Raw genomic sequence first — 21,933 nt, forward strand, 5'->3', positions numbered from 1 at the left:
CCTAGCAAACCCTCTAGACCAACACATGGGAGGAACGGGACTGTGCTGGACGTTGGTGGGGTTTCACCCCATTGTGCCTGTGGCGACCGTTCACGGGTTCTAGGTGCAGACGATAGCCCACATTGCGTACCGTTTGAATGAGACGCGGTTGCTGGGGATCAAGCTCTATTTTTTTGCGTAAAGATAGAATATGCGTATCGACAGTGCGTGGGTTATCAATACTTTCGGGCCATGCCCTGCGCAGGAGTTCTTGACGACTGAGGGGTGTGCCTCCCATTTGCGTGAGCACATAGAGCAAACTAAACTCTTGGGGTGTTAGATCGACCGGCATATTCCGGACAACAACTCGTCGTTGCACCAAATCCACTTGCAACTCACCTAGATTCAGAACGCTAGGTAAAAACGGACGGCTACGGCGCGTGAGGACTTCGACCCGGGCTAAAAACTCCTGCATCCCAAACGGCTTGGCAAGATAGTCATCGGCACCTGAGCGCAAGGCGGCCACAACATCTGTTTCATCGCCGTGAGCTGAAAGTACTAAGATAATGGCCTGCTGCTGATAGTGAAGCCAGCGGCACAGATCAAGGCCATTCCCTTCATTTAAGTCGAGGTCTAGGACAACGAGATCGGGATGGCGCTGTTGAAAGACCTCTTGCCCCTGCTGGCACCCACTGGCCAAGTGAACGGTGTGGCCAACCTGCTGTAAATGCCAGCCTAGGAGAGATCGGAGGTGGGGGTTGCTCTCAATAATTTCGATATGCACAAACATAAGCCATTGCCCCACATTAGCAGAGGAGTAAACAGTAACAAGCAACAGGTAACTTTCTTGTGAATGTTTGCCGCCCATGAGACGAACCGTTCATCAGCGGTGTCCCAATCCCATCATAAAGAGAGGGTTAAGTGTCCTCTCCCAAGGGTATTTCACTGGAATTGGATGCTAATTTAGCAAATTTATCCCTAACTGTTTCGTAACCCCAGCAACAGATTTAAGGCTTTTCAGCTAGATCTTAAGGTTCCATCTGTACCGCAGGGTCAAGAGCATCGCCAAACCATACCACTGCATAGCCTCTGTAAATGCCAATGCCAATCACTTGCCATGTCATGGATTGGCATATCCCTTAATTGAGGAGAACACTGCGATGGGCAGAGCTACGCTGCCATGAGTTAAACGCAGCAGCAGTAGTGGCACGATAGGGGTGAGCTTGGCCAACAGCGTTTTCGTAGGCGTTAGTAGGGTAGGGCGTACCAAGACGTTGCGGAGCCGTCCACATGCAGGGATAGGTACTGGGTGTAGCTGGGTTGTAGGGACAGTTGCTCCAACTGTGGGTCACCGTTGCAACGTGCTGGTCTAGATCTTGCACAGGGCGGTTGGCCGACGTTGCATGATGAAGGGAGGAGTGAGGATGAGTTCTCATGCAATGTCCAGAATGCCAATCGACTCATATCCGTAAGAACGGGAGGAGAAGAGGTAAGCAAAATTACATTTGTGTCAGTTGTTACCCGCAATTCGTTGATAACTACAGTGGCGCTCAACGATATAGTGATGACATCCAGCAACAATGCTGAGGCATGTATGTCAATGGCTTGGGGTGTCAAGGCATTGACGCGAGCATCGTTACCGCATGATCAATTACGAGTATTTTCAAGCTGAAGGCGTTTGTGCCATTGGCGGTGGGTGTGTTGAGTCTTGGGTGAAACAGATTGACCGGCGGGTTCAGATATCAGGAGCCAGTTGGCATCCACGCCATGCACCCCAAGTGCTAGCCCAATGCAGGTATGGTGCTTTGTTTTGGAGTTGGCATCCTTGGCATACTTTACGCTGTGTTTAACATATTGCCCGTAGCTAAGGCTAGGAGATTCCCCTAAGGTTGTCCTTTAGGATTACTGGTTCAGTGGCCGCACTTACAAACTCAAGTTGCTTTGCATTAGCAGAGGTGCTTGTCTCTCTAGTCGTTTACTCTTTATTGGAGATGTTTCCGTATGTCCTACGATACACCCTAGATTTTACAACATTTCAGCACCTTATATCCCCATGTCTCAAGGCAGGGGCTTTAGGGCGCTTTGTCGGTGAAAACGTTATTAGATGCGTCATGCTTTGCTGTAGAGGCACAGCATTAACCTCATTGGAACCCTAGAGGTCGTCTTCTTTTTTCAGCCAGTAAGGAAGTTAGGGTGTAAACATGGTCAAGCCGCTCTTGTTGTTAATACCAAGCATCATGTTAGGCTCGTTCTCGTTGCTACCTCAAGAGCACGGGAGATTCTCGCTCGTCAGATAAAGGAGGATGCCACGACCCGCCGCTGGGATGGATACTACTCCCTGCTTTTTGTTCACGGAACTGTGCTATAACCCCGGTCGTTTAAGCTAACTATTAAAAATTAACCTGCGCTGTCCTGTTGGCTACTACGGAACATGGTATAGAGATAGGATTACTATGACTTCATTGAGGGAACGGCTGGCCTAGCTTAAGGCCATATATCTTTTAGGCAGAAAATATGCCAAACATTTCTGAAATAGTATCACAACCTAAAAGGTGATAAAATGTCGTTACTCTACGTAAGAACTTGAATTTTTAAAGCAGTTATGGTTATCTAAATAATAGGCTCACTATTATTGAGTTGGCTGTCATCTGATCGACAATCAACTATCTAAGTCGTCAATGAAGGACAGCATTTAACGGTTGATAAGGTAGGTTAAAATGGGACGAAAACGAGTAGAACCTCTCACGGGTGCTGCTTTACTAGACAAAGTCAAAGAACTCGAACATCTTTCTAAGGCAGAAAAGGCAAAAGCCTGTGGCTACTACACGGTTACTCAAAGTGGTGCTGAGCGGATCAGCAAGATGAAATTTACTAATGCCTTGCTCGAAGCGTTGGGGATGAATCTTGACAGTAAGAGCGGGCGGAGTGGTAGTCGGGGTGGCCGTAGTGCCAGCTATCGGATTACGGTACAAGCCAATGGCAACTTGCTGATTGGTTCTGCCTATACGAAGCAAATGAATCTGAAACCTGGGGATGAGTTTGAAATTAGCCTTGGGCGTAAGCATATTCATCTCAAGCAGGTCAGCAGTAATGGTCAGCCCACAGATCCCGACTAGAACCCAAACCCACCACCACCGGGGGTAGCCACTCGCAGGCGATCGCCCGGCTGCACTTGAATAGTCACTGTTCCTGGCAACGTTTGAGGAGGCTGGTTGAGGGGCAGTAACTGATTTTGCCCCGTTGCCCCGGCTTCCCCACCAGCTAAGCCGAAGGGTGGGATGCGGCGTGACTGGCTCAGAAGGCTAACGGTCATGGCTTCGCGAAACTCGAGAACTCGCACTGCGCCATCGCCCCCCCGGTGCCTCCCCTTCCCACCACTCCCCGAGCGACGACGAAATTCCCAAATGATGACTGGATAGCGGCTTTCAAGAACTTCAACATCCGTCAGCCGTGAGTTGGTCATGTGGGTTTGCACGGTGCTAGCCCCCTCAAAGGTGGCTCCTGCCCCTGCACCACCACAGAGGGTTTCGTAGTATTGATAGCGGTCATTGCCAAAACTCAGGTTGTTCATGGTGCCCTGAGAGGCTGCCATGACCCCCAGTGCGCCATAGAGAAGGTTGGCAAGGGCTTGGGAGGTTTCGACGTTCCCAGCTACAACCGCAGCAGGGTAGGTGGGATTAAGCAGGCACCCGGTTGGAATACGCAGGGTAATGGGTCGTAAACACCCTTCATTAAGGGGAATATCCTCTTGGACAAGGGTACGAAAGACGTAGAGCGCCACCGCTTTAGTGATGGCGAGGGGGGCGTTAAAGTTGTCGCTGCGTTGGGGTGAGGTGCCGCTGAAGTCGAGAAGCGCAGTTCCTTGCTCAGGGTCAATGGTGATCTGTACCTGAAGGCAACTACCGTTGTCCATGTCTGTCTGAAACGTGCCGCTGACCAGCGATCGCAAACACTGGCGCACGCACTCAGCAGCATTGTCTTGGGTGAATTGCATATAAGCAGCCACCACCTCCCGGCCATAGCGATCGCAGAGGCTGCGTAGCTCCTGCATGCCGCGCTGATTGGCGGCAACTTGTGCTTGTAAATCTGCTAGGTTTTGCTGGAGATGTCGGACAGGGTAGGGTGTTGCCGTTAAACATTGGCTGATGGCCAGCGCCTGAAACACCCCTTGATCTACAAGGAGGACGTTATCCAGCAGTGCCCCTTCTTCAGCAATCGTCGTGCTGTTGGCGGGCATTGACCCCGGACTAATACCACCAATATCCGCATGGTGCCCCCGCGAGGCCACAAAGAATGCGGGGCGTGTTTCCCTAGGCAAAAAGACAGGGGTGATTACGGTAATATCAGGGAGGTGAGTGCCGCCGCGGTAGGGATTGTTCGTGGCAAACACCTGACCTGGGCGCAGGGTATCGCCCTTCTCTGCCAGCAGTGCCTTGACACTTTCCCCCATGGAGCCAAGGTGAACAGGGATGTGGGGAGCATTGGCCACAAGGTTGCCCTGATGATCAAAAAGGGCACAGGAAAAGTCTAAGCGTTCTTTGATGTTGACCGAGGCACTGGTGTGTTGCAGGGTGACCCCCATCTGCTCGGCAATGGCGCGAAAAAGCTGCTGAAAGATGGCTAGCTGTACCGGATCGGCAACGGTTGGCCGCTGCCGTGGTTGGGGTACTGTTGGGGCGGCCATAGGAGATAACCAGAGGCCGCCTTGGGGGTCAACTTTAGCCTGCCACCCTGCCTCTACTACATTTGTGCCTGTCCCATCCAGAATGAGGGCTACCCCTTGAATGACTGTATTGCTAGGGAGTGCCTGCCGCTGGTACACTGGCGCCAGATGCCACTGCCCCTGACTATAGAGACGCACGGTGGCCAAGGGCTGTGAGCTGACGTAGGGTCGGGAGTCCGTTACCGCTGGGGGTGGCTGACACGCTACGGCTTCAACGGCAATTTGGCCTATCCGAAGCGATCGCCCCGCTAACACAAAGCCATAGCGATCCTGATGTGCCTGAGTAAAGGCTGCCGTCATGGTGGTGACATCGTCCCACGGAATCCACAGGGTCGAGTCCGTGCCCTCATACCCTAGCCCCGCGCGAACATGGGTTTGCACACTTTGTGCACTCACCCCTTGAGCCACTAAATCCCCTAGTGCCTGTTGCCGGAGTTGTTCAATCGTTGCTGCAAGGTGGGACACCGTCTCTGGGGTTAAAGGGCGTTCAATGGTTTGCTCTTTGAGTACCCGTAGCTCTGCTTGGCCAATGCCGTAAGCGGAAAGCACCCCCGCATACGGGTGGATATAGACTTGTGGCATCCCCAAAACCTCGGCAATGAGGCAGGCATGTTGGCCGCCAGCCCCACCAAAACAGCAGAGGGTGTATTCCCGTACATCGTGCCCCTGCTCTAAGGAAATTTTTTTGATTGCCTGCGCCATGGTATGAACGGCAACCGCAATAAAGCCAGTGGCCACTGCTTCCGGTGGTACCTGCTCTCCCGTGGCCTTGGCGATCGTGGTGGCAAGCTCGCCAAATTTGTGGATCACCGTCTTGTGATCAAGGGGTTGTTGACCATCCACGCCAAACACTGACGGAAAATAGTCAGGTTGAATCTTCCCTAGCAAAACATTGGCATCGGTAATGGTCAGTGGTCCACCGCGGCGATAGGCAGCAGGCCCGGGGTTTGCCCCCGCAGAGGCTGGCCCCACTTGGTAGCGTCCCCCGTGAAAGCGCAGAATCGACCCCCCTCCTGCTGCGACAGTATGCACCGCTAACAGGGGCGATCGCACCCGTACACCAGCGATACTGGCTTCTTCCCAGCGTTCATACTCTGGCCAAGGGGTCGTCTGGCTGTGCCGGTAGTGACATACATCGGTAGATGTCCCCCCCATATCCAGACCAATCAACCGCTCAATACCGGCGGCCAAGGCGGTTTGCACCACACCCACCATCCCGCCCGCAGGCCCTGAGAGTAAGCTATCTTTACCGCGAAAAAAGGAGGCCGCCACCACGCCGCCATTGGACTGCATACAGTAGAGGGGAATCTCCCCTAATTCAGCCTGAACCCCTGCAAGGTAGCGGTGGAGTACAGGGGACAAATAGGCATCGACAACGGTGGTATCCCCACGGCTGACCAGTTTGATTAAGCCACTGACTTCGTGGGACACCGATACCTGAGTGAAACCAATGGCGCGAGCCAGCTCAGCAATTTGCATCTCATGGCGGGGGTAGCGATAGCCATGCACCAAGACAATGGCACAACTGCGGATGCCTTTGGCATAGCAAGATCGCAATTGTGGCTCCAATGCGGCCACATCAAGGGGGACTAATACCTCGCCGCTGGCACTCAGGCGCTCTCTGACTTCAATGACCTCAGCATAGAGTGGCTCAGGCTGTTGAATCGCAAGGGCAAACAGATCCGGACGCTGTTGGTAGCCAATAGCTAAGGCATCGCCAAACCCTTCGGTAATTACAAGTACTGTTGGCTCTCCGGTGCGCTCCAGCAGGGCATTGGTGGCAACCGTGGTGCCCAGTTTAACGATCTCAACCGTCTCTGCCGGTATGGGGTCACTGGCCTGTAGCCCCATCAAAGAGCGAATGCCGGCCACCGCTGCATCCCGGTAGTGCTCTGGATTTTCTGATAGGAGCTTATGAACCAGAATTTGGCCGTTGGGGTGCCGCGCTACAATATCGGTAAATGTGCCCCCGCGATCAATCCAGAATTGCCATTTCATCCCTACTTCGCCTAAACCCAGCGCTCTTTCAGTATCCTACGGTGAGGGCTAGCTGTTTTGTCTTCTGCCCTTAGAATCCCCAAAGGCTCGAGGCTATTGGTGGGCGTTGACAATTCAAGATAAGTTGAAATAACGTAGGAATGACCTGCTGGAGCAGCCACAATGGGTATTGGCATCGGCATTAACGGCTTTGGACGTATTGGCCGCTTAGTGTTGCGAGCCGCATGGGCTTGGCCTGAACTGGAGTTCCGCCACATTAATGAGATTCAGGGGGGCACAACGGCAGCCGCACACTTGCTGGAATTTGATTCGGTTCATGGTCGTTGGCCACAGGTGATTCATGCTAAGGAGGGGGCGATCGCCATTGCGGATCAATCGATCACCTTTTCTGAGGCGAAGCATCCTGAGGATGTTCCTTGGGGCGATTACGGTGTAGAGATTGTGCTGGAGTGTTCTGGCAAGTTTCGCACCCCCAAGCAGTTAGCTCCCTATTTTGCCACGGGGGTGAGAAAGGTTATTGTGGCCGCGCCCGTTAAAGAGGAAGCGCTCAACATTGTCATGGGGGTCAACGATCATCTTTACAATCCGCATACCCATCACTTACTCACAGCGGCTTCCTGCACCACCAACTGTCTCGCGCCTGTGGTCAAGGTTATTCACGAAGCCTTGGGGATTCGTCACGGCTTAATTACCACAATTCATAATGTCACGAATACGCAAACCGTTGTCGATGCCCCCCACAAAGACTTACGTCGCGCTCGCTCTAGCCTGATGTCCTTGGTGCCCACCACCACTGGCTCCGCCACCGCCATTGGCCTGATTTATCCTGAGTTGCAAGGGAAGCTGAACGGTTTGGCGGTACGGGTTCCCTTGTTGAACGCCTCCCTAACCGACTGTGTGTTTGAAGTCAGCCGTGCCACGACGGTTGCTGAAGTGAACGCATACCTAAAGGCGGCAGCAGCCGGTAACCTGAAGGGTATCCTCGGCTACGAAGAGCGCCCCCTTGTGTCTATTGACTACTGCAATGATCCCCGCTCCAGCATTATTGATGCCCCCTCAACCCTTGTCGTCGATGACACACAGGTGAAAATTCTGGCGTGGTACGACAATGAGTGGGGCTACAGTAACCGCATGGCTGAACTCGCTCGCTTAGTGGCGACAACCCTTCCCTAAGGATTAGGAGAACTGGCATGGCCGCTTCCACCAGTGTGCGCAATTACATGATTGTTACCCTTGCCTACTGGGGGTTTACGATCACCGATGGCGCACTACGGATGCTTGTGTTGCTCTACTTTAACCAGATTGGCTACACCCCACTGGAAATTGCCTTTCTGTTTTTGTTTTATGAAATCTTCGGCATTGTCACGAATTTTTTGGGGGGCTGGATTGGCTCTCGCTTAGGCTTAAATGTAACCCTGTACGCGGGGATTGGCCTACAGGTGGTGGCGCTAGTCTTGCTGACCCCCCTGACCCAAGCCTGGCCGCTATGGTTTGCTATTCCTTACGTTATGGCGGCTCAAGCTCTTTCAGGGGTTGCCAAGGATTTAACAAAGATGAGCTCGAAAAGCGCGATTCGCTTGGTGGTGCCTCAAGAGGCGGAGTCGCGGCTGTTTAAGTGGGTTGCGGTTTTAACGGGATCCAAAAATGCCCTTAAAGGGGTAGGCTTTTTTGTGGGTAGTGTGCTGTTGACAGTGGTGGGCTTTGCCGCTGCCCTGTGGATCATGGCGATCGCCTTGATGTTCATTCTCCTAAGCGGGTTGCTGCTACCGCGGGGGATGGGACAAATCAAAAAGAAAATCAAATTTCGGCAACTGTTTTCTAAAAGTAGGGCCATCAATATTTTGTCAGCGGCACGCTTTTTTCTGTTTGGGGCGCGGGATGTCTGGTTTGTGGTGGGTTTGCCCGTGTTCCTGCAAAGTGAGCTGGGGTGGTCTTTTTATCAGGTGGGGGGTTTTTTGGCGCTGTGGGTCATTGGTTATGGTGCCGTTCAGTCGTCGGCACCTATTTTGCTGCGCTACCTGAATCGGGGGCGATCGCCCCAAGCCTCAACCATTCAATTTTGGACGTTTGCCCTAACACTTGTCCCTGGGGTCATTGCCTTTGGACTCCTGAGTCGCTGGGATCCGAACGCCGTCATTATTGGTGGGCTATTGCTGTTTGGCCTTATTTTTGCCATAAACTCCGCCGTACACTCCTATCTGGTGTTGGCTTACACCGACGATGAAAAAGTTGCGTTGAACGTGGGCTTTTACTATATGGCCAACTCAGGGGGGCGGCTAGCGGGCACAGTCCTCTCCGGTTGGGTGTATCAAGTGTGGGGGTTAGTGGGGTGCCTATGGGTGTCGATGGTGTTTGTCCTTTGTGCAGGGCTAATTTCCCTGAAGCTAGAGGATCCCAAGGGGCAGCCACCGCCTTTATCCTTTGCCGCAGGGGATGGGGACTGACATCCTCCCGACGCTGTAGCTAGCTTCCCGCAGGGTTGCTTCGCATACAGTGCGGGGTTCCTCCTTCATCCAGCCGACTTGTCCAAACCAATTGCTTGATTCAGATAGAGGTCGTTCTGTCCAGAGGCGTGAATTCCGGTATGCCCTACCGTACTCAAACCAGCCAGCTTCAATCCCCTCTCCAAGATGTTCCACGCTGCGTTCTCATCTCTGCATCGAACAGAGTCGCAGCGGGGGCAAACATGAGTGCGGGTACTCAAAGTCTTTTGAACTGGCTGTTTGCAATCAAAGCAATCAATCGTTGTGTTCTGAGGTGGAACGGGTTGCTGCACTTTGCCAAAGATTTGGGTGTAGTATTTGACCCAATCGACAAATAGACTCCAGCTTGCATCACTGATGGACTTAGCTAGATGATGGTTGCGAACCATATTCCGCACCTGTAAGTTTTCATAGGCAATGAAGTCGCTCTTACATCACCAACGCACGGGCTTGTTTCACAACCCAGTCTTTACGCTGCCTCGATACTTTCAGGTGTTGTCGCCCCAGACGGTTAATTGCTTTTCTGCGATTGTTAGAACCTTTTTGCTTCTTAGAGACTCGACGCTGCAATCGTTTCAGCTTAGGCTCCGACTTCCTCAAGAATTTGGGATTCTCGACCTCGGTGCCATCGGTTGCTTTATAGAAATACTTCAACCCCAAGTCAATACCAAGGGCTTTGCCTGTGGGTTGAATCGTTTCCTGCCGGTCAACATTAATGCAAAACTAGCGTAGTAGCCATCGGCTCTGCGCACAACCCGAATCCGCTTAATCTGCGACATCTGGTAGAAGTGCAAATCGACGGCACCCATCAGCAAAAAAGTTCCAGCCTCGAACCCGTCGGTGAAAGTAAGATGCTTCCGGTCTTCAGAGAGCTTCCACCCAGTGGTTTTATATTCCACCGAGCGGCAGTTCTTTTTGAACCTAGGAAAGCCTTTCTTCCCCGGCTTCTTGGCTTTGCAATTGTTGTAGAACCGTTTAATGGCAAACCAAGCCCGTTCAGCACTGGCCTGCCTTGCCATCGAGTTGAGCTTGCCTGCCCATTCAAATTCTTTGGCCAACACAGCACAGAGCTTAGAGAGGTCATACTGATCCACTCCTTTGTGATCCATCCAGTAGCGCAGACATTTGTTGCGAATGAACTGAGCGGTTCTAATCGCGTCATCAAGTGTTGCAAACTGAGTGGGATTTCCTCTGAGCTTGGTTTCCAGAACAATCATGCAAGGCAAGACTCAAATCTTGTGGAGTTATCTTACCGTAAACAAGAGAACAAATGGATGCAAAGAGGGTTTGTTTTGTCCAACAGATTGTTGGCAAACTCACTGGGGTTGACCGGATTCGTTTGCCGCGCCTTTCATCTCGACGCTGACCTTGGCGGGTACAGCGCGAGCCTTCCCGTCTAGCAGGTAAGGTAAGATGGGAAGCCAAAGAGGCTGAACGAGGAGGCACCGATGGGTGAGGCAAAACGGCGTAAGAATACCCTAGGAGAAAATTACGGCAAGGAAAAAAGTCGTTGGTTCCAGAAAGAGCAACTGGTATTGCTGCAAACGTGGCTGACTCGTGGCACATGGGTGGGGATTGGCCTGTTGGTGGTTATTTGGTTAACCGTTCGCTTCATTGGCCCGAGTTTCGGCTGGTGGCAGTTAGCGGCAAACTAGGGAACCGATGTTAGATTTACTGGCCATAATTGCTTGGTACGCCGGGGGCGTGGGGGTTGAGCACATCCGTTCTGTGCTGTTTCCGACGGAAGTGGCACTGCAACAGTATAGCGATCGCTACTTGCAAGGAATTGCTCAGCAAGGCTTTCCGATAACGGATCAGGGAGTCTGGGTGCAAACCGCTCATCAGTTGCTTATTGATCACCAAGGCGATCGCCCCTTACCGGCGGCCTCCATTACCAAAGTTGCCACCAGCTTAGCAGTGCTGGCAAACCATCCCGCTGACTATCAATTTGTAACCCGTATTGGCACCACAGGCACCCTGAGCAATGGCACCCTCAATGGCGATCTAGTGGTTATCGGGGGCAACGATCCTCTATTTGTCTGGGAAGAGGCGATGGCGATCGCTCAAGGGTTGAATCGCCTAGGCATTCGCAGAATCAACGGAAATCTGGTGATCGTGCCCCCCTTCAGCATGAACTTTTACCCAGAGCCAAGCACTGCGGCTGATCTGTTCAAGATTGCCCTTGATCACCAGCGTTGGCCTGCTGACGCCCAAGCCGCTTACAAGGCGCATCTACACGGTCAACCTCGCCCCCAGTTAGCGATTGCTGGCACAACCCGCATTCAAGCTAGTCCGCCCGCCAACGTGACCCTTCGTCTTGAGCACCGCTCCCTGCCGCTGCTAGAAATTGTGCGCCAGATGAATATTTACAGCAATAATGACATTGCGGACACTCTTGCTAAACTTGCTGGAGGGGCAGCCACCGTTGCCCAGATTGCTGCTGCCAAGGCTCAGGTGCCGCCCCAAGAAATTCAACTCATCAATGGCTCTGGCTTAGGGGTAGAAAATCGTATCTCGCCCCGCGCCGCCTGCGGAATGCTTTTTAGCTTGCAACAGGAACTGGCCGCCAAAAACTATAGCCTTGCCGATATTTTACCCATGGCGGGACGGGATGGCGGCACCCTAGAGAATCGCCAACTTCCTGCAGCAACGCTGATTAAGACAGGGTCTCTATGGAACGTTAGCGCCCTTGCTGGCGTGTTACCCACCGCGAAGTACGGCACGGTTTGTTTTGCCCTCTTCAATGGCGGTGGTAATTTKTGGGGGTTCCGCCACGGTCAAGATCGCTACGTTCAACACCTTAGCCAAACCCTGCAACCTAGCCAAGAACGAGGCGCAGAGTTTCAAGGCCATGCCGTACCCCCTCGGTTTGGGGATCCACAGCGAATACAGGTGATCGCTGCGCCATAGCTAGGCAACTGTCCTAGAGACTGCTAAAATAAACTCATAACGAGTTTGAGTAAGCCAATGCGAATTTTAGACTTGCCCCTGAATGCCATTCGTCGTCCGCTGATCCGCCAGACGGATCCTGCCAAAGTGGAAGCTCTGATGGCCTCCATTGCCGAGATTGGCCAGCGGGAACCAATTGATGTTTTGGAAGTGGAAGGGCAGTACTATGGGTTTTCTGGTTGCCACCGCTATGAAGCCTGCCAACGCTTGGGGTTAGCCACCATTCGGGCGCGGGTACGGCGTGCGCCTCGCTCCGTCTTACAATTACACCTTGCCTGAGCGGCGATCGCCCCATCGAGTCTTAGAACAGCTCTCCAAAAGGTGGTTAGCCATAAGAGATCACCAGCGATGATGAAAGCGGAATTCGAGAATGTCTTGAAAGAGTTTGTAAACACTCTCACAGAGCACGTGAGCACAGAGGATGGGCAGTGGTCAGTCAAGGGATTTATCGACGCCTTTAGGAACGTTTATACAATCTCGTCCGACACCAAAATTGTTTCCAAAATCCTCGAGATCCACCTTTTCCCGAGAATTATTGCTTTTGCTGATGAGCATGACTTTGCCATCGTTCTCGCTGAGCAGCAGAATTACTACCCGGATATATCATTCGTCTCAAAGCATGATGAAGCCGTTCGCTTTGCCGTTGACTTCAAGACTACCTACCGTATTCCCGGCAAACCTTGGCTCTGTAATGGATTCACTCTTGGTTCACATGGTGAATACTTTCAGAACCGAACAAGCACGAAGAACATTCAATTCCCTTATGGAAGCTATTCCGGCCATTTTTGCTTGGGCATTATCTATGATCGCGCTGATGGAGCCATTATTGACGAAACACGGTGCTATCGTATTGAGGAACTTCATTCCATCACCTCCGTTATTTCGAATATCCAGTTCTTCGTTGCAGAGAAATGGAAAATCGCTGGCGATAAGAGCGGGTCTGGAAACACAGCCAATATCGATAGCATCCAGCGCATTGCGGACATCCTTTCAGGCAACGGCATCTTCGCTAAGCTCGTTGAGGAGTGGTTTGACGATTACTGGATGAATTTTGGAAAGATTATCGTCAAATGCCCAGATGGGAAAACCAAGAGGATCACGTCGCTTGTTGATTTTGTGAAATATCGTGGCGGCGATCCATCACTTATCGTCCCAAGGAACAATCAACCATGATCATTCATCGAATGCTAGTGCCCCCGATAAAGTGTCAAGGAATCAAGACTAAACTCGTTCCTTGGATAAAGGCCATCATCCCTGCCGATTTTGACGGTCGCTGGATTGAACCATTCATGGGATCAGGCGTCGTGGTCTTTAATGTGCGGCCTAGGAAGGCGTTGCTTGCGGACTCAAATCCGCACCTCATTAACTTTTACCAAGCAGTCGCCAAGGGCGAGATCACCGCCGCGATCACAAGACGCTTCCTCGAGAAAGAAGGAGCAGAATTGCTGCGGTCAAAGGGGGATTATTATTACTTAGTCCGAGAGAGATTCAATCGGCACGGCAATCCTTTAGATTTCCTTTTTCTAAATCGTGCGGGTTTCAATGGAATGATCCGTTTCAACCAGCATGGGGAATTCAACGTTCCATTCTGTCGTAAGACCAACCGCTTCGCGCAAGCCTATATCACAAAGATTTGCAATCAGGTTCAAGCTGTTGCAGACGCCTGCGCCTTAGGAGATTACGAATTCCGATGTCAAGATTACTCGGTGACTATCGCCGAAGCGAGTGTCCGTGATATTCTGTATTGTGATCCCCCATACATCGCTCGCCATACTGACTATTTCAACGGCTGGGACGAGGAGCACGAGAGACAACTAGCGAAACTGCTCGCACATACTCCAGCGAGGTTCATCCTATCCACATGGCATGGCAACGAATTTAGAACAAACCAGCTTATTGATACCGTTTGGGCGAGGTATAACATTTTAACGAGAGAGCACTTCTACCATGTAGGGGCAAAGGAAGTTAATCGAAATCCAATGCTCGAGGCTCTTGTCACGAATTTCGGTGCTTCTTACAAGGAGCAAAAACCTCTGAGAGCGGTGCAGTTAACGCTGCTTGAAAAGAGAGGGGTGTACAATGGCTAGCATTGACTGCTTTTCCGCTGTGCTCGATTGTGACAGGTGCGCTTGGTCGATCTATTACTTTTACTTTCAAAGCTCTTGCCCCCCCTTTTTTACCCGCTGTCACTAGTCTGTTGGGCATTAATCTTTGCAATGGTGCGCTTTTGGCGTGCCCCTCAACAGGCGGCGATCGCCCTCGCCATTGGCTTTTTGATTCTGGTGCTGAGTGGCAATGACTATGTGGCCGCTGCCCTGATGAAATCTCTAGAGCAGCAACATCTGCCCCCGGAACCAATGCCCCAAGCAGCGACAATCGTGGTGTTAGGGGGAGCTGTTGTGCCCCAAACCGCCCCCCGTCCCTGGGTTGAAGTGACCGAAGGGGGCGATCGCATTCTCTATGGTGCGCGTTTACAGCAACAGGGCTATGCTCCCTATCTCATCTTGAGCGGTGGCCGCATTGGCTGGTTAGGGGAAACCTCACAACGGGGAGAAGCCGCCGACATGGCGGAAATTGCCCAGACCTGTGGGGTACCTGCTAGCCAAATTCTGCTCGACTCCACCTCACTGAACACCTATGAGAATGCTGTGAACGTGAAAAAGTTACTAGCGGCGCAGAACATCACCGGCAAACTACTGCTGGTGACCTCGGCCTACCACATGCCCCGCTCCGTCGCAATCTTTCGCAAACTTGGCCTAGAGGTCATTCCGGCACCCACTGACTATCGCTACCCCTCCATTGCCCGCTCATTGACATGGCAGAATCTCTTCTTGAGCCTCATTCCTACTCCCTATAATATGGACATCACCACCATGGCACTGCGGGAATATCAGGGACTACTGATCTATCGTCTGCGGGGTTGGCTCTAAAGCTCTTTGGCCGCTAGAAACTGCTGAGAGGCCTCCACAAAGGCAGTCGTGGACTCGTAGGGCAGAACATTACGCCCCGGAATGACAACTCCTTCAGCATTCGGAAACGTTTCGGTGTAGAACTTCAGGCGATCTAGGGGTGAATCTGCAACGCCATCGCGACTAATACTGGACGCTTGATTCCCCATTACCACCAAAACAGGCTGGTGTACATGCTTCATCGCACTGCGATAATCTTTGCGCCAAAACCCTGAAAGGAAGGAATACACCGCGTGGCGGCTGTCTAGGTTGGCACAACCCGCTGCCAGCATCCGCAACCACTCAGAATCCACCGCGTCTGGCTGAGCAAACAGCTGATCAATGGAAAATTGGCGCAAGAAGCTTTCTTGGCGAGCATAGAGATAAAACCCCCAGCCCAAGGGAGAGTCAAAAAGATTCCAACGCACGTGTTGCCAGTAGCGATCGGTGTATTCGGTAATCAGTGACGCGGTTGGTGGCCCACTCAAGATCATCCCCCGTATGCGTTCAGGACACTGGCTCACTAGTTCCATGGCCACTGGAAACAGTGCCCCCTGCACCACTAGCACCACCACTTGGTCAATCACTGATTCAATAAAGAATTTTAACTGCGCTGCCCAGTCTTCAGGATAGTAGGCCACATGAGGCATAGCACTCTCGCCACAGCCGAGTAAATCTGGGACATACAAGGGGCGATCGCCCTCTTGCCATGCGGCAATACACCGATCCCAAAAGTGTCCCGATAACCCCACCCCCACCGGATGAATGAACAGCAGCGGTGTTTGAGTTGCAGTGGCGGGGGCAAACCGATAGGCACAGGAGAACCCTTGCCAGTCATAGGTTTTCGTTGGTAGTGGCTGCATCATTGGCCTCTTGCAGGAGAGTTTAAGAAACGTAACTGAGCCAACCATTTGAATGGTGGCAGTGTTACCCAACCTTACAATATGGCCAATTCCTGATACTTGGTAGTAATTTTAACCAAACTTTTCCCTGTACTTAACCTGATTTCCAAGACAAGGTGATTATTCTGACCAATGAAGGGTGTGAAAGGTTCAGCCATTGCGAATGCCTTCGCAAACACGTTGCGGCCACACCCAGCCTAGATGCTATATTGCATTTCCGAATCTATCGTTGTTTACTCCGCTAGGGAACATCATCATGTTCACATCTGCAAAAGCCTATGCCCGTCTAGGGGTTCTGGCAGCCGTGACTGCTCTTTCTGCCAGCCTCATGCCCCATGCCCTATCCCAAGGCACGCCTACCGTACGCATTGATGGCTCGAGTACCGTCTTTCCAATCACAGAAGCTGCTGCCGAAGCGTTCCAAAAAGCCCAAGGGGGTAAGGTACGAGTCACCGTTGGTGTGTCTGGTACAGGTGGTGGTTTCAAGAAGTTCTGCCGTGGTGAAACAGACATCTCCAATGCATCGCGCCCCATCTTGGCGAAAGAAATTGCTGATTGTAAAGCAGCAGGGGTTAACTTTATCGAATTGCCTATTGCCTACGATGCCCTCACTGTTGTTGTTAACCCTCAAAACACATGGGCAACAAACTTAACGGTTGATGAACTGAAAAAAATCTGGTCTCCTGACTCTAAGATCAACAACTGGAGCCAAGTGCGGCAAGGGTTTCCCAACATTCCCCTGAAACTCTTTGGTGCTGGGGCTGATTCGGGTACCTTTGACTACTTTACTGAGGCCATCAACGGCAAAGCCAAAGTGAGTCGGAAAGACTATACGGCCAGTGAAGACGATAACGTCTTAGTACAAGGGGTGTCTCGGGAGCGCGGTGCCCTTGGCTATTTTGGCTATGCCTACTACGCCGAAAACCGTAACCGCCTTAAAGCGGTAGCCATCAACAATGGCAAAGGGCCTGTGCTTCCTTCGGAACAAACCGTGCTCAATGGTACCTATCAGCCCCTCTCTCGCCCTATTTTCATTTACGTTAACTCGCGAGCTGCGCAACGCCCCGAAGTCAAACAATTTGTTACCTATTACCTAAATAATGCACCTGCACTAGTGAAGAAAGTGCGGTATGTTCCCCTGCCCGCTAGTGCCTACAAAACCATTCTGGCTAACTTTAACAAAAACCGGGTTGGTACTGTCTTTGGTGGTCAAGAGGCGATCGGGCTGACCATTAATCAACTGCTAAAAATGACCCCTCAGTAAATTCTGATTCTTTTTTCTACAGGGTGGAGGTAAATGCTAGGCCTGCACCCTCTTAACTTTTTTTGGTTAGACGCGCACTGATGGTAGAACAACCCTTCCCCTCTACAAATAAGGTTCCCCTTACCCTGCCCTCCCGCACTGTTAGGCTTTGGCGAGAACGGATCATTGCCACCGTGCTGTTTTTAGCAGCCATCTCTTCGGTGATCACCACCCTCGTGATCGTTTATATTTTGTTTGCAGAAACAATGATCTTTTTTAAAAAAGTGATGGAGGAGCACCAAGAGTCCTTTCTTGAAGCATTGGTGGAGTTTTTCACGGGGACTGAATGGTCACCCCTGATTCAGCCCATTAGCATTGGTATTTTGCCGCTGCTCTCGGGCACCTTTACCACCTGCGTGGTGGGCAGTTGCGTCGCTATCCCCTTTGGTACCATTGCCGCCATCTACTTAAGTGAATTTGCCCCTGCTAAAGTGAGGGAGTTCCTCAAGCCGGTTCTGGAACTACTGGCGGGTGTGCCCACGGTAGTCTATGGCTATTTTGCTCTCTTGTTTGTTACACCCATGCTGCAAAAAATCATCCTAGAGGTTCAGCAGTTCTTTGCTCCGGGGAAGGAGCCTTGGGAATACTTTGAGCTACCGGGCTTTAATATGCTGGGAGCCGGTATTGTTGTGGGGCTGATGATTGTCCCTTACATTACTAGCTTGGCGGAGGATGCACTGCGAGCTGTGCCCGTACATCTACGGGAAGGATCGTACGCGATGGGGGCAACCCGCTTGCAAACTGCCATTAAAGTTCTCATGCCTGCTGCTACCTCCGGGATTGTTGCCGCCTATATTTTGGCCTTGTCGCGGGCGGTGGGCGAAACGATGATTGTTGCCATTGCCGCTGGGTTGCAGCCAAAGCTAACGTTTAATCCGTTAGAGGGGGCTGCGACCACAACCGCCTACATTGTGTCGGTGAGTTTAGGCGATTTACCCCACGGCTCCCTAGAATACCAGTCGATTTTTGCTGCTGGAATCATGCTCTTTGTGGCAACCTTGATTTTGAATGTTGCGGGGTACTTTATTAGTCGCCGCTATCGGGAGGTGTACTAGATGCCCAATCATTTTAGCCATCCGGCAGCAATTTTGCGCTCCATCCAAGTCCGTAAGCGCTGGGAAAAGGTGTTTATTGTCGTCGGTGTCTTTTCTCTGTTTATAGCACTCGCAACCCTTGTGCTCTTGGTCTCTGATCTACTGATTCGCGGCTGGCCAATGTTAAATTGGCGGTTTTTTACGTCTCCTCCCAGTAGCGATCCTGAAGAGGCGGGGRTTTTAATTGCGTGGGTGGGCAGTCTGCTAGTCATTTTTGTCACTGCGTTGGTGGCGGTTCCCCTTGGCATTGCAGCAGGAATTTACCTTGAGGAGTACGCCCCCAAAAATTGGCTGTTGGACTTTATTGAGATCAACATCACTAATTTAGCAGGCGTTCCTTCAATTATTTACGGCTTGCTGGCGCTGGGCTTTTTTGTCTATATTCTCAACTGGGGGGAAAGTATTCTCACCGCAGGCTTTACGTTGGCATTGCTGATTTTACCGATTGTGATTGTAACGACTCGGGAATCGTTGCGAGCCATTCCCCAGGGCATCCGCGAAGCGGCCTATGCCGTCGGTGCCAGTCGTTGGCAAGTGATTGCGGATCATGTGCTGCCCTATTCGATGGGGGGTATTCTCACTGGCATTATTGTGGGTATTTCCCGAGCCATTGGCGAAACTGCACCGCTTATTACCATTGGTGCATTGACGTTTATTACATTTCTGCCAGACTCACCGCTAACGGCTCAGTTTCCCTATATTTCGTTTAACTGGGTATGGGCACCCTTTACGGTGTTACCCATTCAAATGTTCAATTGGGTGTCCCGACCCCAAGATGCATTTCAGATCAATGCCGCTGCAGCGGGGATTGTGCTGTTAGTCCTAACGCTTGGTGTCAATGCTTTAGCAATTTATCTGCGTTATCGTTTTCGGAAAAGTATCAAATGGTAAACCCTAACGATTCTGTTACCTCAACAACAAACCCACCATTGCAAACCCTTGCTGAAGTGCGGAATTTAAACTTTTACTATGGGAATAAATTGGCACTAAAATCAATCAATTTGCCGGTTTATGAAAAAAAAGTAACGGCCTTGATTGGTCCATCGGGCTGTGGCAAAACTACACTGCTGCGCTGTTTTAACCGCATGCATGATCTCTATCCCGGTAATCGCTATGAGGGAGATATTCTTTTGGGGTATGAACCGCCTCGCAATCTCCTCAAAATGGATGCTATTGAAGTGCGGATGCAGATTGGCATGGTTTTTCAAAAGCCGAATCCGTTTCCGAAGTCTATTTATGACAATATTGCCTACGGTTTGCGGGTGCGCGGTATTAACAATCGGGCTGTGTTGGATGAGGTGGTAGAGCGATCGCTGCGGGGTGCAGCATTGTGGGATGAGGTGAAGGATCGTCTCAAGGAGTCAGGAACGGCGCTCTCGGGAGGACAGCAGCAGCGTCTGTGTATTGCCCGTGCGCTAGCAACGGATCCGGCCATCATTTTGTTTGATGAGCCAACATCGGCCTTAGACCCCATTGCCACAGTCAGTATTGAGGAGCTGATTACGGAACTCAAACATCAGGTGACAATACTGATTGTAACCCACAATATGCAACAGGCCAGTCGTGTGTCGGAATATACGGCTTTTATGTATTTGGGGGAGATCGTGGAGTACAATCCGACGGCAGTGATCTTCAATAATCCTCAGGAGCAAAAAACCGCAGATTATGTCAGTGGTCGCTTTGGCTAGGCGGCATCGGCTCTTTGGTCTTAGGCCACCTGAAGATCTGGCCTAAAATGTAGCCGCAATCACGGATTCACGGCTAGGCTACGGTTAATTATCTAGATCAGCTTATTTTAGGGAGAATTAGCCGTGACGGCTGCTGGTGTTGTTGTGGGTTGCGATCGCCTGCCATCGGCTCAGGAGATTGCCCAAGCCTTGGCGCTGCGTCTTGCTCCCCAAGCCATCAGTGTGCGTGTTGCATACGCTCAAGATGGTTGGAAAATTCTCCTTGAAGCAGAGCAGATTCCTGATCAGCGTAGCTGCCTTGATGCTCTCGAGGATTTGTTTGCTAGTTTTCTGCTGCAACCCATTGATGTCTATGGGCGGCAACTGGGGGGTAGCCAGCCCGGTTGGGGAGTACGCTTACGTCCAAAGGATGTGCCAGCGCCGGAGGAGGTTGGGCAGAGGAGCGATCGCCCCTACCGCACGGAGCCACTGCTGTTGGCTGCGGGGGTTGCCATTTTATTCAGTGTGGGAGCCGGATTACACTGGCAGTCTCCCAGCGTTTGGCTAGAGGCCGCACCCGCCGCCAGTCCGGCTCAAGTGCGTTCAGTGATTTTGAATGCTGCTGCTACACTTGCGCCAGCCACTCCACCCCTGTTTCGCTATGTACCGCCGGAGTCGTTTCGCGGTCGGGTCTTTAATTCTGTGCCCCTTGCCGCTGGCCAAAAGCTCATTGCCTTAACCTTTGATGATGGGCCTGATCCGATTTATACGACTCAAGTGCTAGATATTCTGGCAAAGGAAAATATCAAAGCCTCCTTTTTTGCGATCGCCAGTGCGGTTGCAGCGTATCCGGAATTGGCACAGCAGATCGTGCAGGAGGGTCATACCTTAGCCAATCATTCGTGGTCGCACCGCTATCATAACTACACGCCTAGCGCCGCCATGCGGGAAGTTGACCACACCCAGCAGTACATTGAGCAGGTGACTGGCGTAAATATCAAACTATTTCGGCCGCCTGGGGGGCGCTTAAATAATGGGCTAGCGAGTCGAGCCACCCAGCAGGGGTATGGGGTGGTGATGTGGTCTGTGGATCCACAGGATTGGCTACCGGGCCAAACCAGTGAACAGATTGCCACTAGCGTTATTCGTGAGGCGCATCCGGGGGGAATTGTCTTGCTCCACGATGGCGGGGGCAACCGTGCGGCAACGGTGGCGGCCTTGCCCAAAATGATTCAAGACTTACGCGCTAAGGGTTACGAATTCGTCACCCTGCCCGAGTTGCTACAGGCCAGTGACCCCAGTGGGGAGCTACACCACCCCGAATGGTTAACCATTCAGGAAACGGCACAGTTAGAGGTTTTGGTCGCTAAGCTAGAGGCGCGCTGTCAGGCGCTGCGGGCAGAGTTGATTGCCAGCAGCCCGCTGGAACCCGCGCAACGGCATCAGATTGCTGCCGCCCTCAAAGAGCAACAGCAAGCGTTATCGTGGGTGCAACAGCGGCTTGCCTTTGAAATCATTGCGGAAAATCGTTATCGAGCAGCATTCGCTATGGGGCAGCAGGCACTTGCCTCGGCAAAGGCACAAGAGTGGGCGGTGGTAACTCACCAATTGCAAGGGGCGATCGCCGAATTAGAGCGTATTTCTGAGCGCTCGTTTGTTTATCCCCTCGCCCAAGTCAAACAACGCGAGTACAAACGGCTTTTAGCTCGCACTCCTAATCTAAACATCTAACATAACTAAACATCTAACATAATAGGTACGTGAGGGGCGGCGTGTCGATTCTCTGTGGGAAAGGCCAAGTTTGTAGCATAATTGTACCTGTTCGCCTCACGTCCTAGCCGATGCGTGTAAGGGGTGTGGCGGCAGTGCTAAGGCAAGGCTCAAATT

General features: G+C 51.8%; 22 protein-coding genes and 1 pseudogene. 16 read left to right on the top strand and 7 right to left on the bottom strand.

Annotated features, from left to right (window positions below; translation table 11 throughout):
- Positions 1–13: 13 nt before the first annotated feature.
- Both L5220_RS04900 and L5220_RS04905 read right to left on the bottom strand, forming a co-directional pair.
- Positions 14–769, bottom strand: coding sequence for a response regulator transcription factor (locus tag L5220_RS04900; protein WP_099799881.1), 756 nt, complete (start codon positions 767–769; stop codon positions 14–16).
- 349 nt (positions 770–1,118) lie between these two features.
- A complete protein-coding gene (locus tag L5220_RS04905) occupies positions 1,119–1,415 on the bottom strand; it encodes a hypothetical protein (protein WP_448527750.1) in 297 nt (98 codons plus the stop codon).
- Between L5220_RS04905 and L5220_RS04910 the strand changes: the two genes are divergently transcribed.
- From L5220_RS04910 to L5220_RS04920, 3 genes and pseudogenes are all read left to right on the top strand, one after another.
- Positions 1,414–1,566: an IS1/IS1595 family N-terminal zinc-binding domain-containing protein gene (locus L5220_RS04910; RefSeq protein WP_448515381.1), complete on the top strand. Its 153-nt coding sequence runs from the start codon at positions 1,414–1,416 to the stop codon at positions 1,564–1,566. The genes L5220_RS04905 and L5220_RS04910 overlap by 2 nt on opposite strands.
- Before the next feature lie 41 nt (positions 1,567–1,607).
- Positions 1,608–1,829, top strand: a pseudogene (locus tag L5220_RS04915) (hypothetical protein); the annotation flags it as partial.
- A gap of 867 nt (positions 1,830–2,696) precedes the next feature.
- Positions 2,697–3,095: an AbrB family transcriptional regulator gene (locus L5220_RS04920; protein WP_099798945.1), complete on the top strand. Its 399-nt coding sequence runs from the start codon at positions 2,697–2,699 to the stop codon at positions 3,093–3,095.
- Here L5220_RS04920 and L5220_RS04925 read toward each other — a convergent pair.
- Positions 3,092–6,700 carry a hydantoinase B/oxoprolinase family protein gene (locus L5220_RS04925; RefSeq protein WP_499572048.1) on the bottom strand — a complete coding sequence of 1,203 codons (3,609 nt, stop codon included), beginning with the start codon at positions 6,698–6,700 and terminating at the stop codon, positions 3,092–3,094. The two genes, L5220_RS04920 and L5220_RS04925, sit on opposite strands and share 4 nt — an antisense overlap.
- 168 nt (positions 6,701–6,868) lie before the next feature.
- Here L5220_RS04925 and L5220_RS04930 point away from each other — a divergent pair, with 168 nt between their 5' ends.
- Positions 6,869–7,873 (top strand): ArsJ-associated glyceraldehyde-3-phosphate dehydrogenase, encoded by a 1,005-nt coding sequence (locus tag L5220_RS04930; protein ID WP_499572110.1) that lies wholly within the window; start codon positions 6,869–6,871, stop codon positions 7,871–7,873.
- A gap of 17 nt (positions 7,874–7,890) precedes the next feature.
- Entirely contained in the window at positions 7,891–9,144 is a 1,254-nt protein-coding gene (gene arsJ / locus L5220_RS04935; RefSeq protein WP_499572050.1) for an organoarsenical effux MFS transporter ArsJ, read from the top strand.
- A 65-nt stretch (positions 9,145–9,209) separates the two neighbouring features.
- Here arsJ and L5220_RS04940 read toward each other — a convergent pair whose 3' ends face one another.
- Genes L5220_RS04940 through L5220_RS04950 form a run of 3 tightly spaced genes read right to left on the bottom strand, consistent with a single transcriptional unit; the run spans position 9,210 to position 10,400 of the window.
- Positions 9,210–9,572, bottom strand: a complete 363-nt coding sequence (locus L5220_RS04940; protein WP_499572052.1) for a zinc ribbon domain-containing protein — start codon at positions 9,570–9,572, stop codon at positions 9,210–9,212.
- Positions 9,573–9,612: 40 nt separating this feature from the next.
- Complete coding sequence (locus L5220_RS04945; RefSeq protein ID WP_499572112.1) at positions 9,613–9,900, bottom strand: transposase; 288 nt, start codon at positions 9,898–9,900, stop codon at positions 9,613–9,615.
- Positions 9,834–10,400 (bottom strand): RNA-guided endonuclease InsQ/TnpB family protein, encoded by a 567-nt coding sequence (locus L5220_RS04950; protein ID WP_499572054.1) that lies wholly within the window; start codon positions 10,398–10,400, stop codon positions 9,834–9,836. Before L5220_RS04950 ends, L5220_RS04945 begins: the two co-directional genes overlap by 67 nt.
- A gap of 231 nt (positions 10,401–10,631) precedes the next feature.
- On the opposite strand from L5220_RS04950, the gene L5220_RS04955 reads away from it, so the two are divergent.
- The 6 genes from L5220_RS04955 (at position 10,632) to L5220_RS04980 (ending at position 15,062) form a co-directional block, all read left to right on the top strand.
- On the top strand, positions 10,632–10,838 hold the full coding sequence (locus L5220_RS04955; protein ID WP_499572056.1) for a DUF2839 domain-containing protein: 207 nt from the start codon (positions 10,632–10,634) through the stop codon (positions 10,836–10,838).
- 7 nt (positions 10,839–10,845) lie between these two features.
- The gene (locus tag L5220_RS04960) at positions 10,846–12,093 is read left to right on the top strand and encodes a D-alanyl-D-alanine carboxypeptidase (RefSeq protein ID WP_499572059.1); all 1,248 of its coding nucleotides are present in this window, start codon (positions 10,846–10,848) and stop codon (positions 12,091–12,093) included.
- Positions 12,094–12,150: 57 nt separating this feature from the next.
- On the top strand, positions 12,151–12,411 hold the full coding sequence (locus L5220_RS04965) for a ParB N-terminal domain-containing protein (RefSeq protein WP_499572061.1): 261 nt from the start codon (positions 12,151–12,153) through the stop codon (positions 12,409–12,411).
- Between the two features lie 69 nt (positions 12,412–12,480).
- Complete coding sequence (locus tag L5220_RS04970; RefSeq protein WP_499572065.1) at positions 12,481–13,305, top strand: type II restriction endonuclease; 825 nt, start codon at positions 12,481–12,483, stop codon at positions 13,303–13,305.
- Positions 13,302–14,219: a DNA adenine methylase gene (locus L5220_RS04975; protein WP_499572067.1), complete on the top strand. Its 918-nt coding sequence runs from the start codon at positions 13,302–13,304 to the stop codon at positions 14,217–14,219. Before L5220_RS04970 ends, L5220_RS04975 begins: the two co-directional genes overlap by 4 nt.
- A 129-nt stretch (positions 14,220–14,348) precedes the next feature.
- Complete coding sequence (locus tag L5220_RS04980) at positions 14,349–15,062, top strand: YdcF family protein (protein WP_499572069.1); 714 nt, start codon at positions 14,349–14,351, stop codon at positions 15,060–15,062.
- Here the strand turns inward: L5220_RS04980 and L5220_RS04985 are convergent.
- The gene (locus tag L5220_RS04985) at positions 15,059–15,946 is read right to left on the bottom strand and encodes an alpha/beta fold hydrolase (RefSeq protein ID WP_499572071.1); all 888 of its coding nucleotides are present in this window, start codon (positions 15,944–15,946) and stop codon (positions 15,059–15,061) included. The two genes, L5220_RS04980 and L5220_RS04985, sit on opposite strands and share 4 nt — an antisense overlap.
- 292 nt (positions 15,947–16,238) lie before the next feature.
- On the opposite strand from L5220_RS04985, the gene L5220_RS04990 reads away from it, so the two are divergent.
- The 5 genes from L5220_RS04990 (at position 16,239) to L5220_RS05010 (ending at position 21,777) form a co-directional block, all read left to right on the top strand.
- Entirely contained in the window at positions 16,239–17,246 is a 1,008-nt protein-coding gene (locus tag L5220_RS04990; protein ID WP_499572073.1) for a PstS family phosphate ABC transporter substrate-binding protein, read from the top strand.
- A gap of 80 nt (positions 17,247–17,326) precedes the next feature.
- Positions 17,327–18,340: a phosphate ABC transporter permease subunit PstC gene (pstC, locus tag L5220_RS04995; protein ID WP_448527760.1), complete on the top strand. Its 1,014-nt coding sequence runs from the start codon at positions 17,327–17,329 to the stop codon at positions 18,338–18,340.
- The gene (gene pstA, locus L5220_RS05000; RefSeq protein ID WP_499572075.1) at positions 18,341–19,270 is read left to right on the top strand and encodes a phosphate ABC transporter permease PstA; all 930 of its coding nucleotides are present in this window, start codon (positions 18,341–18,343) and stop codon (positions 19,268–19,270) included.
- On the top strand, positions 19,264–20,067 hold the full coding sequence (pstB, locus tag L5220_RS05005) for a phosphate ABC transporter ATP-binding protein PstB (RefSeq protein WP_499572078.1): 804 nt from the start codon (positions 19,264–19,266) through the stop codon (positions 20,065–20,067). The genes pstA and pstB overlap by 7 nt, the downstream gene beginning before the upstream one ends.
- Positions 20,068–20,190: 123 nt before the next feature.
- Entirely contained in the window at positions 20,191–21,777 is a 1,587-nt protein-coding gene (locus L5220_RS05010) for a polysaccharide deacetylase family protein (protein ID WP_499572080.1), read from the top strand.
- Positions 21,778–21,933 lie beyond the last annotated feature (156 nt).

The sequence above is a fragment of the Synechococcus sp. PCC 6716 genome (assembly GCF_022570815.1).
In the GTDB taxonomy this organism is placed as follows: Bacteria; Cyanobacteriota; Cyanobacteriia; order Thermosynechococcales; family Thermosynechococcaceae; genus Thermosynechococcus; species Thermosynechococcus lividus.